Origin of the sequence: Pseudomonas sp. AU12215 (genome assembly GCF_001675465.2) — a bacterium.
GTDB classification, from domain to species: domain Bacteria; phylum Pseudomonadota; class Gammaproteobacteria; order Pseudomonadales; family Pseudomonadaceae; genus Pseudomonas; species Pseudomonas nitroreducens.
In genome coordinates this window covers 71,445-86,015 of the sequence record NZ_MACM02000192.1, presented here as the reverse complement: position 1 = coordinate 86,015, position 14,571 = coordinate 71,445, and the positions used below count along the sequence as shown (strand labels likewise).

The window sequence follows — 14,571 nt, the reverse complement described above, 5'->3', positions numbered from 1 at the left end:
CTTCCGRKCTGAACTCCTCGACAAGGCCGCCGCCGACAGCCAGGGCAAGCTCACCCTGATCCGCAGCCGCGACGACCTGACCCGCTACCTCGCTGCCTGGCAGAAGGACCCGAAGCGCCTCGCCGGCGTGCTCGCCACCGAAGGACTGCACCCGCTGGAAGGCAAGCTGGAGAACATCGACCGCATGTACGATGCGGGTTTCCGCATCATGGGCCTGACTCACTTCTTCGATAACGAGGTCGGCGGCTCCGCCCATGGCCTGAAGAAAGGCGGGCTGACCGAGTTCGGCCGCCAGGTCGTCCCGCGCCTGGAAGAAAAGAAAATGCTGATCGACCTGGCCCACGCCTCGCGTCCGCTGATCGACGACGTGCTGGCCATCGCCAAGCGCCCGGTGATCGTCTCCCACACCGGTGTCGCGGGCACCTGCCCCGGCCCGCGCAACCTGACCGACGCGCACCTGCGCGGCATCGCCAACACCGGCGGGGTGATCGGCATCGGCTACTGGGACGGCGCGGTCTGCGAGACATCCGTGGACGCCATCGTCAAGGCGATGCGCTACGCGGCCGATAAAGTGGGCGTCGAGCACATCGCGCTGGGCTCCGATTTCGACGGTGCGGTGAACGCGCCCTTCGACACCACCGGCCTGGCACAGCTGACCCAGGGCCTGGCGAAGGCCGGTTTCAGCAACCAGGACATCGCCGCGATCATGGGCGGCAACGTGCGCCGGCTGCTGCTGGAGAGCCTTCCGTAGGCCAAGTCAATAGGCAGGATGCCCGTGGCACTTCGCCCTGCGGGCATCTTGCATTACACTGGCGGCCGTTCATTCCTTAACCAACACGAGACAGCCGTGCTTAAAGCACTCAAGAAAATCTTCAGCAAGGGCGACGGCGAGCAACCCGTGGCCACGCCAGCGGCCCCCGCTCCCGCCGCAGAAAAGCCCGCCCAGAGCGGTGAAAGACGTCCGCGCAAACCGCGCAACCCGCGCCCGGAAGGCGAATCCGCGGAGAAACCGGCCCGCGGCCCGAAGAGCGACAAACCCCGCGCCGAGCGTTCCGACAAAGGTGAACGTGGCGAAAAACGCGACCAGGCAGCCAAGGCCGAGCCCGCAAAGACCGAAGGCGCCGACAAGCCCCGCGAGCCCAGGGCCGACAAGCCGCGCCGCGAACGCAAGCCGCGCCCGCCGGTGGTCGATAACTGGAAGCTGGAAGACTTCGTCGTCGAGCCGGCCGAAGGCAAGACCCGTTTCCACGACTTCAACCTCGACCCGCGTCTGATGCATGCCATCCATGACCTGGGCTTCCCCTACTGCACGCCGATCCAGGCGCAGGTACTGGGCTTCACCCTGCGCGGCCAGGACGCCATCGGCCGTGCCCAGACCGGCACCGGCAAGACCGCCGCGTTCCTCATCTCGATCATCACCCAGCTGTTGCAGACCCCGCCGCCCAAAGAGCGCTACATGGGCGAGCCGCGTGCGCTGATCATCGCGCCGACCCGCGAACTGGTGGTGCAGATCGCCAAGGATGCCGTCGGTCTAGCCAAGTACACCGGCCTGAACGTCATGAGTTTCGTCGGCGGCATGGACTTCGACAAACAGCTCAAGACCCTGGAATCGCGCTTCTGCGACATCCTCGTGGCAACCCCAGGCCGCCTGCTGGACTTCAACCAGCGCGGCGAGGTGCACCTGGACATGGTCGAGGTGATGGTACTGGACGAAGCCGACCGCATGCTCGACATGGGCTTCATCCCGCAGGTCCGCCAGATCATCCGCCAGACCCCTTACAAGGGCGAACGCCAGACCCTGCTGTTCTCCGCCACCTTCACCGACGACGTGATGAACCTGGCCAAGCAGTGGACCGTCGACCCGGCCATCGTCGAGATCGAGCCGGAGAACGTCGCCAGCGATACCGTCGAGCAGCACGTCTACGCCGTTGCCGGCAGCGACAAGTACAAGCTGCTGTACAACCTGATCGCGCAGAACGACTGGACCCGCGTAATGGTCTTCGCCAACCGCAAGGACGAAGTGCGGCGCATCGAGGAACGCCTGACCAAGGACGGCATCAGCGCCGCCCAGATGTCCGGCGACGTGCCGCAGCACAAGCGCATCAAGGTCCTGGAAGGCTTCCGCGAGGGCAAGATCCGCGTGCTGGTCGCCACCGACGTCGCCGGCCGCGGCATCCATGTCGACGGCATCAGCCACGTGATCAACTTCACCCTGCCCGAGGATCCGGACGACTACGTGCACCGCATCGGCCGTACCGGCCGCGCCGGCAGCACCGGTACGTCCATCAGCTTCGCCGGCGAGGACGATGCCTTCGCCCTGCCGCCGATCGAGGAACTGCTGGGCCGCAAGATCAACTGCGAGATGCCCCCCACCGAGCTGCTCAAGCCGGTTCCGCGCAAGCACTGATCCGCCGCTGCACCAGCTTTCTGCTCCAAAACAAGGCGAAGCCACCTGGCTTCGCCTTTTTTGTTTCCATCGACGTTACGTCCGGTGACGTCACCCCTCTCCTCCGCTGAAACACACGCCGGTCCCCGCGCCAGAGCCTCGCGTTTTTCCCGCCGGACCCGCTGGGACGACCGTGCGGGATTCCCCGCAAACAATGGCACCGCGCCATCCCTGTCACGAAATCAGCCCCGCCCCGGCCATTTCCGCTCAGTTTTATTTACAGACGTAAAAAAATTCGCACGCTTCTTGCAAAGCACGCGAGAACAATTCCAAGAACTCGTCGGAATCCTCCCATGCCCTTGCGCGCCAAACTTGCTCTGAGTTTCCTCTCGGTCGGCCTGATCCCCGTCCTGGTGATGGCCATCGTGGTCTATCTCCAGGCCAGCCGGGCCCTCGAAGAACAAAGCCTCAACGCCCTGGAGGCGGTCGCCAGCATCAAGCAGCGACAGCTGATGGACGCCTGGAAGGCCCGCAACGACCAGCTCAGCAGCCTCGCCACCAACCTGGGCAGCAACTACGCCGGGCTGGACAGCGAGTCCCTGGTCACCACAGCCAACTACGACCGCCCGGTGTTCGAGAACTTCATCAAGACCTTCGGTTACCGCGAACTGCGCCTGGTGGCCGGTGACGGCAAGGTGGTGTTCAGCCTCGGCCGCGGCGTCGACTACCAGCAGAACATCGGTGATCCGCAATGGCGCGACACCGCTTTCGGCACGTTCATCCGCACCGCGCTGGACAGCGGCAAGGCCAGCATCAGCGACCTGGAGCAGGCGCCCAACGACCAGCAGCCGGTGCAATGGCTGGCCGCGCCGATCAAGGACAACGGCAAGCTGCAACTGCTGCTGGTGCTCGAGCTGCCGCTGGCGGCGATCAACGAGGTGATGCAGAACCGCCAGGGCCTGGGTGAAGCCGGGGAAACCTATCTGGTAGGCGGCGACGGCAGCCTGCGCTCGGACTCGGTGCGCTTTGCCGACCACCACGTACGCCGCGACAAGGAGACACCCACCAGCCTGCCCGGCGAGGCCATCGCCAAAGCCCTGGCCGGCGAACAGGGCCGGCTCGCCGAGGTTGGCCTGAGCAACGAACCGGCACTGAAGTCCTTCGTCCCGCTGAACCTCGACGGTGTGCACTGGGCACTGGTGGCGGAAATGGACCAGGCCCAGGCCTTCGCCCCGGTGCGCAAGCTGATGTGGCAAATCCTCGTGCTCGGCGTCCTGACCCTGCTCGGCGTCGCAGCCGGCACCTGGCTGGTCAGCCGCAGCGTGATGCGCCCGCTGGGCGGCGAACCAGCGAGCATGGCGGCGCTGGCCCAGCGCCTGGCCAACGGCGAGTTGCGCCTGAGCGACGATGCCAGCGCCAGCAGCGGCCTGATGCAGGCCCTGCGCGAAATGACCACGGCCTGGCGCCAGGTGGTCGAGCGCCTGCGCCAGGCCAGCGAGGCCGTGGGCGATGCCAGCGGCGACATCCTCGACGCCGCCGGACGCACCAGCAACCACCTCGACCAGCAGCAGGAAGCGCTGGAAATGGTGGTCAGCGCCGTCGACCAGATGGCCGCCACCGTGCAGGAAATCGCCGGCAGCGCCAGCCGCAGTGCCGACGGCAGCGCCGCCGCGCGCCAGGCCTTCGTCGCCATGCAGGGTACCCTGCAGCACATGATCGGCCGCCAGGACCAGTTGCTGGTCGGCCTGCGCCAGGCCGACGGCGTCGTGCAGACCCTGGCTGGCGAAAGCCAGCAGATCGGCTCGGTGCTCGATGTGATCCGCTCCATCGCCGAGCAGACCAACCTGCTCGCCCTCAACGCCGCCATCGAAGCCGCCCGCGCCGGCGAGGCGGGCCGTGGTTTCGCCGTGGTCGCCGACGAGGTGCGCAGCCTCGCCCAGCGCACCCGCAGCGCCACCGACGAGATTGTCGCCATCGTCGGCAGCCTCGGCGACTCCTCCGTCCAGGCCCAGTCGAGCATGAGCGGCGCCAGCGAACAGGCGCACACTCTGGAGCAGGACACCCAGGCGGTGATCGAAGCCCTCGGCGCACTGGACGAGTCCCTGCAGGGCGTGCACGCCATGGCCTTCCAGATCGCCGCCGCCGCCGAACAGCAGGCCGCGACGACCCAGGAAGTGAACCAGCACATGCACCGGCTGAGCGACATGACCGTGGAAAACCGCAAGACCGCCGCGCATACCCGCGACTGTGGCGAACACCTGCGCCGCGTGGCAGGCAGCCAGGAAGAGCTGGTGGCGCAGTTCAAGCTGTAAACCCGAGCGTCGCACCTTTTAGGAGCGAGCAAGCTCGCTCCTAAAAGGTGCCCATCCGACCAGGCGCGCTTGTCGATAAAGACAATAGAGTCCAGAATGGAAAAATAAATCCACTTCTGGAGTCCCGCCATGTCCGCCGCCACGCCTTTCACCCTCAACCAGGCCGACGCCGAACGCCTGCTGGAACAGGTCGACGTGCTCCAGGCCATGCGCGACATGTTCGTCGAACTGGCCGCCGGCAGCGCCGTGCAACCCGCGCAACAGTTGGTGGAGTTCCCCAACGGCGGCGGCGACTTCATCAACTACCTGGGCGTGCTGGCCTCGCAGAAGGTCTATGGCGTGAAGACCTCGCCGTACATCGTGCGCCAGCCCAAGTCGCTGGTGACCGCGTGGAGCCTGCTGATGTCCATGGAGAGCGGCCAGCCGCTGCTGCTGTGCGACGCCGGCAGCCTGACCACCGCGCGCACCGCCGCCACCACTGCCCTGGCGGTACAGGAACTGGCCCGCGCGGACGCCAAGCGCCTGGCCATCGTCGGCAGCGGCCCGGTAGCCCGCGCACACCTGCGCTACGTCGCCGGCCTGCGGGACTGGCAGAGCATCCGCGTCTACTCGCCGAACCTGAACGCCGGCGTGCTGGCCCAGTTCGGCGCCATCGATTCCCGCGCAGAACCCGCCACCAGCGTCGAAGCCGCCGTGGCCGACGCCGATGTGGTGCTGCTGTGCACCTCGTCCGGCACCCCGGTGCTCGATCCGTCGATCCTGTCCAAGCCGGCGCTGATCACCTCCATCAGCACCAACGTCGCTCGCGCTCACGAAGTCCCGCCGCAGTCGCTGTCGCAGATGGACGTGTACTGCGACTACCGCGCCACCACCCCGGCCTCCGCCGGCGAAATGCGTCTGGCCCGCGAGGAGCACGGCTGGGATGGCAACATCCTCGGCGACCTGCCGGAGTTGGTCAGCGCTCGCGCCGCCAAGCCGGACTACCAGCGCCACGCCTTCTTCCGCTCCATCGGCCTGGGTCTGGAAGACGTCGCCCTGGCCAATGCGCTCTACCATCTGCAACTGAAGAACGCCTGAGCCGGAGACGAACATGATCGAAGTCGACTTCCTCATCATCGGCGGCGGCATTGCCGGCGCCTCCACCGGCTACTTCCTCTCCCGCCACGGCAAGGTCGCCGTGCTGGAGCGCGAGTCCCACGCCGGCTACCACTCCACCGGCCGCTCGGCAGCGCTCTACACCGTCGCCTACGGCACGCCGCAGGTACGTGCGCTGACCGCCGCCAGCCGTGCCTTCTTCGACAATCCGCCGGAAGGCTTCGTCGAACACCCGATCCTCACCCCGCGCGGCGAGATGACCGTGGATTTCGAAGGCAACCCGGAGGAACTCCAGCGCCAATATGAGAGTGCAAAGGCGAGCGTGCCGCAGATGCGCCTGCTCAGTGCCGATGAAGCCTGCGCCATCGTCCCCGTGCTGCGCCGGGAAAAAGTCCACGGCGCGATGCTCGACCCCAGCGCCGCCGACATCGACACCGATGGCCTGCTGCAGGGCTACCTGCGCGGCATCCGGCGCAACGGCGGCAGCGTGCAACTGGACAGCGAAGCCCTGGAAATCAACCGTATTGGCAACGCCTGGGAAGTACGCTGCGCGCAGCAGACCTACCGCGCGCCGGTGCTGGTCAACGCCGCCGGCGGCTGGTGCGACAGGATCGCCGAGTTGGCCGGCGCCGCCCCTCTGGGCCTGACGCCCAAGCGCCGCGCCGCCTTCCTGTTCAGCCCGCCGGAGGGTGTGGACAGCCACGCCTGGCCGGTGCTGGTCAGCCTGGACGAATCCTTCTACTTCAAGCCCGACGCCGGCATGCTGCTGGGCTCACCGGCCAACGCCGACCCGGTGGAACCCCACGACGTGCAGCCCGAAGAGCTGGACATCGCCATGGGCATCTACCAGATCGAAGAACACACCACGCTCAGCATCCGCCGCCCAAGCCACACCTGGGCGGGGCTGCGTTCGTTCTTTGCCGACGGCGACCTGGTGTCCGGCTACGACCCGGCCACGCCCGGCCTGTACTGGGTCGCCGGCCAGGGTGGCTATGGCATCCAGACTTCGGCCGCCATGGGCGAAGCCAGCGCCGCGCTGATCCGCCATGAAGCCCTGCCGGAGCACCTGGCCCGCCACGGCCTGAGCGCCGAGATGCTCTCCCCGGCACGCCTGCTGGCCAAGTGAGCCGTCGCCCGTGACAGCCCGCGGGCGCTTGCGGCACACTCGCCAGCGCCCGCTTCATCGCCTTCGAGAGCCTTGCCCATGACCGCCGCTGATCCGCTGGACAACTACAAGGCCATCGCCGACGCCATCGCCGCGCTGTTCTTCCCCCACGCCGAAGTGGTCATCCACGACCTGCGCAACCAGCGCGTGGCGTACCTGGCGAACAACATCTCCAAGCGCGAGATTGGCGACGATTCGGCGCTGGAAGACATGCTCGAAGGCGGCCACGACGAACGCAACATCGGCCCCTACGAGAAGCTCAACTGGGACGGCCAGAAGATCCGCTCCATCAGCACCGTGCTGCGCGACGCCAGGGGCGAACCGCTGGCAGTGCTGTGCATCAACCTCAACATCACCCTGTTCGAGACCGCCAAGGCGGCGCTCGACCTGTTCCTCTCCTCGAACAAGATTGTCCCGCAGCCGGACGCTCTATTCCGCGATGACTGGCAGGAGCGCATCAACACCTTCCTCCATGCCTGGTTACGGCAGCGCCAGCTGAGCCTCTCCACCCTCAGCCGTGATCACAAGCGCGAGCTGGTCCTGGCTCTTCACGCGGAGGGCGCGTTCAAGGGCAAGAGCGCGGCGAACTACGTGGCCAATGTGCTGAACATGGGGCGGGCGACGGTGTACAAGCACCTGAAGGAGTTGAAGGAGGAGGTGTGAGCCGACTCCTTACCCGCGTTTTTCGCTCCGGTTCGCGAGCAAGCTCGCTCCTAACGAGAGTCCGTCCCGATCCAGCTTTGGCTTTGACTTCTAAAAATCTTCCAGAGAAATATCCGCGCACTCCGGACTGCCCCGTTCAACGAGGGAATTTTTCGCCTAAGCGAAAAACCGGATGTCCGGGGCAAGACTTTTTGGTTCCTTTTGTGGCGTTTGACAAAAGGGACTCGCCCGAGGGGGCGAAACAAGAAGTTCCCGCGCACACCGAAGCGGCGCAAATACACCCATCCCAACGAAAAGACCGCGCACGGGACAGCATGGGTATCGCTTCGCTCCCCCCATCCTACGAAGAGCATTTCGGCGCAACGAAAAAGGCCGCCCGAAGGCGGCCTTAGCTGCAACTCAACGGGCAAATCAGTCCCCGTAGATATCACTCTTGAAGTACTTGCCTTCGATTTCCTTGTACTTGCCGCTGGCGCGCAGTGCGTCGATGGCGGCGTTCAGTTGGCCGACCAGTTCGGTATTGCCCTTGCGCACCGCGATGCCGGCGCCTTCGCCGAAGTATTTCGGGTCCTTGAACTCCGGACCGATGAAGGCGAAGCCCTTGCCGCGCGGGGTTTCCAGGAAGCCGATTTCGAGCGGGATGGAGTCGGCGAAGGTGCCGTCCAGGCGACCCGCCAGCAGGTCCAGGTAGATCTCGTCCTGGCTGGTGTAGCGCACCACGTTGGCGCCGGCCTTGCCCAGCACTTCGGTGGCGAAGCGGTCGGCGGTGGAGCCGCGCTGCACGCCGATGTTCTTGCCCTTGAGCTGGCTGAACTGCTCGTCCAGCGGCGAGCCTTCCTTCATCACCAGGCGGCCCGGGGTGAAGTAGTACTTGTGGGTGAAGTCCACCGAGTGCTTGCGCTCTTCGGTGATGGTGATGGAGGACAGCGCGGCGTCGATCTTGCGCACCTTCAGCGAGGGGATCAGGCCGTCGTATTCCTGCTCGACCCACTGGCATTTGCGCTTCATCTCTTCGCACAGCGCATTGCCGATGTCGTAGTCGAAGCCGGCGATGCCGCCTTCAGGGGTCTTGTAGGCGAAGGGCGGGTACGCCGCCTCGATGCCGATGCGCAGCGGCTTGTCGTCGGCGTGGGAGAAGGTGGCGAAAACGGCCAGCATCAGGCCGCCCAGCAGGGCTTTGCGATTCATCGATGAACTCCGTGGCATGTTCGGTGACAGGGCCGGGCGGCCGGCCGCTGCGTCTTGGCAGAGAAGTATCGGTGTCTTGTGATTCGTCCAGGGGCGCAACGTGGCGCGTTGCAGCGGCATTGCCTTGCCCTGACCCAGGCGACCAGCTTGTTATCGTTCGTCCACGCGCACTGGCGCGTAAACTTAAAATCCAATCTGGACTAAAAAGTACACAACGTCAATCGCCCTGCGACCGCACGGCACACTCCCTTTTGCGACCGCAGCCCTACTCCTTCGGAGGAATGTCGCGCGCTGGGCTACAGCCTTAGTCTGGGAAGCGTTCCAAGGCGATCCGAGGAGGATTCGAAACGATTCTTTCGCATGATTTACCGTAGCTTCCACGGTTATACCTTTGGCAGATGCCCAGAGCCCCCGCGATACGCTCATGTCGCAGGGGCTTTTCTTTTGTTTGGAGTAAAGCGCTGCGCTTGAAAACCTGGAGCAAGGGCCGCCCTCACCCCAACCCTCTCCCAAGGGGAGAGGGGGCTGATCGGCGTGGAGGCAGAGTTCAGCGTTAGCTGGCGATGGATGCAAGCAAGGCAAAGGGCGGGCGCAAGGCCCGCCAAGGGAGGTCTGTTTCAGCCGCCGCTGAGGTTCATGAAGCGCAGCACCTGCACGTCGCCAACGGTGAATTCGTGGCGGGCCGGCTTGCGCTGCAGGGCGCCGCGCAGGGCCTCGAGAACGGGCTCGTCATGCAGCGGATGGCGGCGCAGCAGGCCGCGCAGGTCCAGGGAGTTTTCGTGGCCAAGGCACAGGAGCAGGCGACCTTCGGCGGTCAGTCGCAGGCGATTGCAGGTCGAGCAGAAGTTATGCGAATGCGGCGAGATGAAGCCGATACGCGTGCCCGGATGCTGGGCCAGGCGCACATAACGCGCGGGGCCACCGCTGTGTTCGGTGCTGTCCAGCAGTTCGTGGTGTTCGGCGATCAGCGCGCGGACTTCATCGCTGGAGCAGAAGCTTTCCTCGCGTTCGCGACCCACCTGTCCCAGGGGCATCTCCTCGATGAAGCTGACGTCCAGCCCATGGGCGATGGCGTAGTCCACCAGCGCCGGTACCTCGTCGGCGTTGCGGCCTTTCATCACTACGCAGTTGAGCTTGATGCGCTCGAAGCCGACCTGTTGGGCGGCGTCGATACCGCGCAATACCCGCTCCAGACGACCCGTGCGGGTGATGGCGGCGAAGCGCTGCGGATCGAGGGTATCGAGGCTGATGTTGAGGCGGGAAAGGCCGGCCGCCTTCAGATCGCCGGCCAAGCGGATGAGCTGCGAGCCGTTGCTGGTCAAGCACAGTTCGCGCAGGCCGGGCAGCGCAGCAAGGCGTTCGCAGAGGTGGACGATGCCGGGGCGCACCAGCGGTTCGCCGCCGGTAAGGCGCAGCTTCTTCACGCCGCGCTCGACGAAGAGCCGAGCTACCCGTTCGATCTCTTCCAGGGTCAATACCTGCTGGCGCGGCAGGAAGCGCATGTTTTTCGACATGCAGTAGACGCAGCGGAAGTCGCAGCGGTCGGTCACGGACAGGCGCAGGTAGTCGATCTTGCGGCCTTGGCCGTCGATCCATTCGGACATGGTTTTAGCTCCTTGGACACCACTACCCCTCACCCCAGCCCTCTCCCGGAGGGAGAGGGGGCAGATCGAAGCAGCGGCGAGTACGACTCTCGCCTGACGTTGCAACAAAGGAAGTGCCGATGCGCACACCGATACGACCTCTCATAGGGCAGAGGACAGCCCCCTCTCCCTCCGGAGCGGGGCGCGTAGCCAGGGTTGGGGTGAGGGGGCTGCGTAACAGATCATTGCACCAGCGGCGACTCCGCCCCGTCGAAGACGAAACCATCAATCCGCGCCTCGCCGGCCAGCACGCTGATGTACTGGCTGACGGCGCGCTGCAGCACCTGGGCGCGAAGGTAGCCGGCGATACGCGGGCGCGCCTGCTGGAAGTCCAGCGGCTCTCCGCCTTCACGCTCTAGCAACTCGACCACGTGCAGGCCGTAGCGGCTTTCCAGCGGATGACCAAGCAGGCCGGGTTGCTGTTGCAGCAGGCGCTTCTCGAACTCGGGAACGGCCTGTCCCGGTTCGATCCAGCCCAGTTCACCGCCCTCGTCTTTCGACGGGCAGTCGGAGAAGCGCATAGCCTTTTCGGCGAAGCGTTCGGGGTGCTCGCGCAGTTCGGCGAGCAGTTCCTCGGCCTGTTCGCGGGACTTGGCGCGGCCTTCCAGGTCATCCGGCGCGCAGCCCAGCAGCACATGGCGCAGACGCATGCGCCAGGGCGAGGTCAGGCGAGTCGGGTTGGCTTCGTACCATTGCCGGCAGCTGGCTTCGTCGGCCTCGGGTACGCCGACTTCACGGTCGATCAGGGCGCGGATATTCGCCTCTTCGGCGGCCTCGCCCTCCTCGACCTGCCCCATCACACCAAGCTCTGCGGCGCGTTGCACCAGCAGTTGGCGCACCACCAGGGCACGGCAGGCGGAGTACAGCGCCTCGGCGTGGCTGGCGGCAGGATGGTATTGCAGCTCGCGGGCCAGTTCGTCTTCGGCGATGGCGACGCCGTTGACTTCGATCTTCGGCAGGTCGACGTGTTCGACCTTGGCTTCGTAGTGGGAGCAACTCATTTCGATTACCTCCAGTAACCCTCTCCCCGACCCTCTGACTGGGCGTCCCCCCCATGAAGGGAGAGGGGGAAGAGCATCAGGTAGGGCGAATAACGCGCCAGCGTTATCCGCCGCTTCATCACACGGCGCGACGCTTGGTACGGACCACCTGGTAGCGGCGGCCGAAGTACCACACCGGGGCGCTGACGATGTGCACCAGGCGGGTGAAGGGGAACAGCACGAACAGGGTCAGGCCCAGGGTCACGTGCAGCTTGTAGACCAGCGAGACCGGAGCGATGGCTTCGGCCGCGGCCAGCGGCTGGAAGGTGACGATGGACTGCGCCCAGTTGGCGAGCATGACCATCACCGAACCATCCAGGTGATGGGTGGAGGCGACGATGGTCGACAGGCCGAGGATCAGCTGGACATAGAGCACCAGCAGGATCATCAGGTCCGACGCATTCCCCGTGGCGCGTACGCGCTCGTTAGTCAGGCGGCGCAGGATCAGGCCGGTCAGGCCGATAAAGCAGAGGATGCCGAAGAAGCCGCCGGAGACCATCGCCAGCAGTTGCTTCTGCTCGGTGCTGATCAGGTGCTCGTAGACCGAGTGCGGGGTCAGCAGGCCGACGAAGTGGCCGGCGAGGACGAACAGCACGCCGACGTGGAACAGGTTGCTGTAGACCCGCATGCCCTTCTTGCTCAGCATCTGGCTGGAGCCGGCTTTCCAGGTGTATTGCGCGAGGTCGAAGCGCGCCCAGCTGCCGATCAGGCAGATGGCGAGCGCGACGTAGGGGTAGATCCCGAACGCTAGAAGATCGAGGGACATGTTCAGACTCCTTCTCTGGCCGCCCGGTACTGCATCTGCGGCACCGGCTGGGCGACCCACTGCATGGGTTGTTCGGCGGACGTGGAGACGCGGCGAGCGCTGGTGGACGGGCAACCAACGGCGGGCTCGGTGAAGCTCACCGGGGTTTCCTCCCAGGCCTTGTCGATGGCCTCCAGGCTGTCGTCGCGCACTTCCTGCTCGCGGTCGCGCTTGAGCGCGCCGAGGTCGGGCTGCTCGCCGGACAGTTCCAGCAGGCTGCGGAAGACCGCCGCATAGCTGCTGCCGCGCTCTTCCAGGCGCAGGGCGATCAGCGCGAGGATGTGCGCGACCTCGGCCAGGCCGGCACGGGCCGACTCGGCGTCCTGCAGGACGAGAAACTCCAGGTACAGCGGCAGGTAATCCGGCAGCTCGTTGACGTCGATGGCCAGGCCCGCCTGGGTGTAGCGGTCCATCAGGTCGACCATCGCCTGGCCGCGGTCACGGCTTTCGCCGTGCACGTGTTCGAAGAGCAGCAGCGAGACCGAGCGACCGCGCTCGAACAGGCCGTCGTAGCGGGCCTGCACGTCGAGGATGTCGCCCTGGCAGAGCTCGTTGAGCAGCGCGGCGAGGCCGTCGCGCTGCTGTTCGGGCAGGTTGCAGGTGCGGATCAGGGCATGCAGCGCCAGGCTTTCCTCGCGCAGTTCGATGCGCGGGTAATCGAGCATCAGCGCGCTGAGCTTGAGCAGTTGGCTGTGACTTTCCATTGAGATGGCCATGGTCGTCACTCCTGTATCTGCACGGTCTGGATGACGTTGCGCTGGTCCACGGCCTTGCCGCCGAACAGGTTCACGCCAGAATTGCTGCCAGAGCTGCTGGAGCAACCGTTGCCGAAGCTGAAGCCGCAACCCGAACGCTCGGCGAAGGCATCCGACAGCGCTTCCTCACGGTGCGCAGTCGGGATGACGAAACGGTCTTCGTAGTTGGCGATCGCCAGGTAGCGGTACATCTCTTCCACCTGGTTGACCGACAAGCCGACCTTCTCCAGTACCGCCAGGTCCTGCTTGCCTTCGACGTGCTCGGCACGCTTGTAGGCGCGCATGGCCAGCAGGCGCTTGAGGGCCAACAGTACCGGCGCGGTATCGCCGGCGGTCAGCAGGTTGGCCAGGTACTGCACGGGGATGCGCAGGGACTCGACGTCCGGGATCACCCCGTCGCTGCCGATATGGCCTTCGGAAGCGGCGTTCTGGATCGGCGACAGCGGCGGCACGTACCACACCATCGGCAGCGTGCGGTATTCCGGGTGCAGCGGCAGGGCCAGCTTCCAGTCCATCGCCAGCTTGTACACCGGCGACTTCTGCGCGGACTCGATGACGCTGTCCGGTACGCCGTCCTTGCGCGCCTGTTCGATCACTTTCGGGTCGAACGGATCGAGGAAGATTTCCAGCTGCTTCTGGTAAAGGTCGCGCTCGTTCTCGCAGGTGGCTACTTCGTGGATGCGGTCGGCGTCATACAGCAGCACGCCGAGGTAACGGATGCGGCCCACGCAGGTTTCCGAGCAGACGGTCGGCTGGCCGGCCTCGATGCGCGGGTAGCAGAAGATGCACTTCTCGGATTTGCCGCTCTTCCAGTTGAAGTAGATCTTCTTGTACGGGCAGCCGCTGATGCACATGCGCCAGCCGCGGCACTTGTCCTGGTCGATGAGGACGATGCCGTCTTCCTCGCGCTTGTAGATCGCGCCGCTCGGGCACGAGGCCACGCACGCCGGGTTCAGGCAGTGCTCGCACAGGCGCGGCAGGTACATCATGAAGGTGTTTTCGTACTCGCCGTAGATGTCCGCCTGGATCTGGTCGAAGTTCTTGTCCTTGCGGCGCTTGGCGAATTCGGTACCGAGGATTTCCTCCCAGTTCGGGCCCCATTCGATTTTCTGCATGCGCTGCCCGGAGATCAACGAGCGTGGGCGGGCCACCGGCTGGTGCTGGGCCTTGGGCGCGGTGTGCAGGTGCTGGTAGTCGAAGTCGAAAGGCTCGTAGTAGTCATCGATTTCCGGCAGGTCCGGGTTGGCGAAGATGTTCGCCAACACGCGGAACTTGCCGCCGATGCGCGGGACGATGGAGCCGTCGGCGTTACGCTTCCAGCCGCCCTTCCACTTCTCCTGGTTCTCCCACTCCTTCGGGTAACCGATGCCAGGCTTGGTCTCGACGTTGTTGAACCAGGCGTACTCGACGCCTTCGCGGCTGGTCCAGACGTTCTTGCAGGTGATGGAGCAGGTGTGGCAACCGATGCACTTGTCGAGGTTCAGCACCATGCCGACTTGCGAACGAATTTTCATGGCGT

Annotated in this window: 12 protein-coding genes; 6 read left to right on the top strand and 6 right to left on the bottom strand. The window is 65.3% G+C overall.

From position 1 onward, the window contains the following. From A9513_RS34640 to A9513_RS34615, 6 genes are all read left to right on the top strand, one after another. Window positions 1–751: dipeptidase (locus A9513_RS34640; protein WP_176707305.1), on the top strand; the 751-nt coding region annotated here is incomplete at its 5' end. A 96-nt stretch (window positions 752–847) separates the two neighbouring features. Then, complete coding sequence (gene rhlB / locus A9513_RS34635; protein ID WP_037007867.1) at window positions 848–2,407, top strand: ATP-dependent RNA helicase RhlB; 1,560 nt, start codon at window positions 848–850, stop codon at window positions 2,405–2,407. 332 nt (window positions 2,408–2,739) lie between these two features. Continuing rightward, window positions 2,740–4,698 carry a methyl-accepting chemotaxis protein gene (locus A9513_RS34630; RefSeq protein ID WP_038803579.1) on the top strand — a complete coding sequence of 653 codons (1,959 nt, stop codon included), beginning with the start codon at window positions 2,740–2,742 and terminating at the stop codon, window positions 4,696–4,698. Between the two features lie 129 nt (window positions 4,699–4,827). Next, on the top strand, window positions 4,828–5,775 hold the full coding sequence (locus A9513_RS34625) for an ornithine cyclodeaminase family protein (RefSeq protein WP_065086695.1): 948 nt from the start codon (window positions 4,828–4,830) through the stop codon (window positions 5,773–5,775). A 13-nt stretch (window positions 5,776–5,788) separates the two neighbouring features. Beyond that, window positions 5,789–6,919, top strand: a complete 1,131-nt coding sequence (locus tag A9513_RS34620; protein ID WP_065086694.1) for an FAD-binding oxidoreductase — start codon at window positions 5,789–5,791, stop codon at window positions 6,917–6,919. A 78-nt stretch (window positions 6,920–6,997) separates the two neighbouring features. After that, window positions 6,998–7,621, top strand: a complete 624-nt coding sequence (locus A9513_RS34615) for a transcriptional regulator (protein WP_065086693.1) — start codon at window positions 6,998–7,000, stop codon at window positions 7,619–7,621. Between the two features lie 411 nt (window positions 7,622–8,032). Here the strand turns inward: A9513_RS34615 and A9513_RS34610 are convergent, their stop codons facing one another. The 6 genes from A9513_RS34610 to narH form a co-directional block, all read right to left on the bottom strand. Further along, window positions 8,033–8,827, bottom strand: coding sequence for an ABC transporter substrate-binding protein (locus tag A9513_RS34610; RefSeq protein ID WP_169888964.1), 795 nt, complete (start codon window positions 8,825–8,827; stop codon window positions 8,033–8,035). Window positions 8,828–9,426: 599 nt separating this feature from the next. Further along, window positions 9,427–10,413, bottom strand: coding sequence for a GTP 3',8-cyclase MoaA (gene moaA, locus A9513_RS34605; RefSeq protein WP_065086691.1), 987 nt, complete (start codon window positions 10,411–10,413; stop codon window positions 9,427–9,429). Window positions 10,414–10,634: 221 nt separating this feature from the next. Continuing rightward, window positions 10,635–11,453: a peptidylprolyl isomerase gene (locus A9513_RS34600; RefSeq protein WP_065086690.1), complete on the bottom strand. Its 819-nt coding sequence runs from the start codon at window positions 11,451–11,453 to the stop codon at window positions 10,635–10,637. A gap of 118 nt (window positions 11,454–11,571) precedes the next feature. Continuing rightward, entirely contained in the window at window positions 11,572–12,258 is a 687-nt protein-coding gene (narI, locus tag A9513_RS34595; RefSeq protein WP_065086689.1) for a respiratory nitrate reductase subunit gamma, read from the bottom strand. A 2-nt stretch (window positions 12,259–12,260) separates the two neighbouring features. Next, on the bottom strand, window positions 12,261–13,001 hold the full coding sequence (narJ, locus tag A9513_RS34590; RefSeq protein ID WP_065086700.1) for a nitrate reductase molybdenum cofactor assembly chaperone: 741 nt from the start codon (window positions 12,999–13,001) through the stop codon (window positions 12,261–12,263). 17 nt (window positions 13,002–13,018) lie between these two features. Next, window positions 13,019–14,566, bottom strand: a complete 1,548-nt coding sequence (gene narH, locus A9513_RS34585; protein ID WP_065086688.1) for a nitrate reductase subunit beta — start codon at window positions 14,564–14,566, stop codon at window positions 13,019–13,021. Window positions 14,567–14,571: the final 5 nt, after the last annotated feature.

Excerpts from the sequence above, each read along its gene's own strand:
- A9513_RS34600 (WP_065086690.1), bottom strand. The coding sequence starts at position 11,453 with ATGAGTTGCTCCCACTACGAAGCCAAGGTCGAACACGTCGACCTGCCG.
- A9513_RS34615 (WP_065086693.1), top strand. The coding sequence starts at position 6,998 with ATGACCGCCGCTGATCCGCTGGACAACTACAAGGCCATCGCCGACGCC.
- narJ (WP_065086700.1), bottom strand. The coding sequence starts at position 13,001 with ATGGAAAGTCACAGCCAACTGCTCAAGCTCAGCGCGCTGATGCTCGAT.
- narI (WP_065086689.1), bottom strand. The coding sequence starts at position 12,258 with ATGTCCCTCGATCTTCTAGCGTTCGGGATCTACCCCTACGTCGCGCTC.
- A9513_RS34630 (WP_038803579.1), top strand. The coding sequence starts at position 2,740 with ATGCCCTTGCGCGCCAAACTTGCTCTGAGTTTCCTCTCGGTCGGCCTG.
- A9513_RS34610 (WP_169888964.1), bottom strand. The coding sequence starts at position 8,827 with ATGCCACGGAGTTCATCGATGAATCGCAAAGCCCTGCTGGGCGGCCTG.
- A9513_RS34620 (WP_065086694.1), top strand. The coding sequence starts at position 5,789 with ATGATCGAAGTCGACTTCCTCATCATCGGCGGCGGCATTGCCGGCGCC.
- narH (WP_065086688.1), bottom strand. The coding sequence starts at position 14,566 with ATGAAAATTCGTTCGCAAGTCGGCATGGTGCTGAACCTCGACAAGTGC.
- moaA (WP_065086691.1), bottom strand. The coding sequence starts at position 10,413 with ATGTCCGAATGGATCGACGGCCAAGGCCGCAAGATCGACTACCTGCGC.
- A9513_RS34625 (WP_065086695.1), top strand. The coding sequence starts at position 4,828 with ATGTCCGCCGCCACGCCTTTCACCCTCAACCAGGCCGACGCCGAACGC.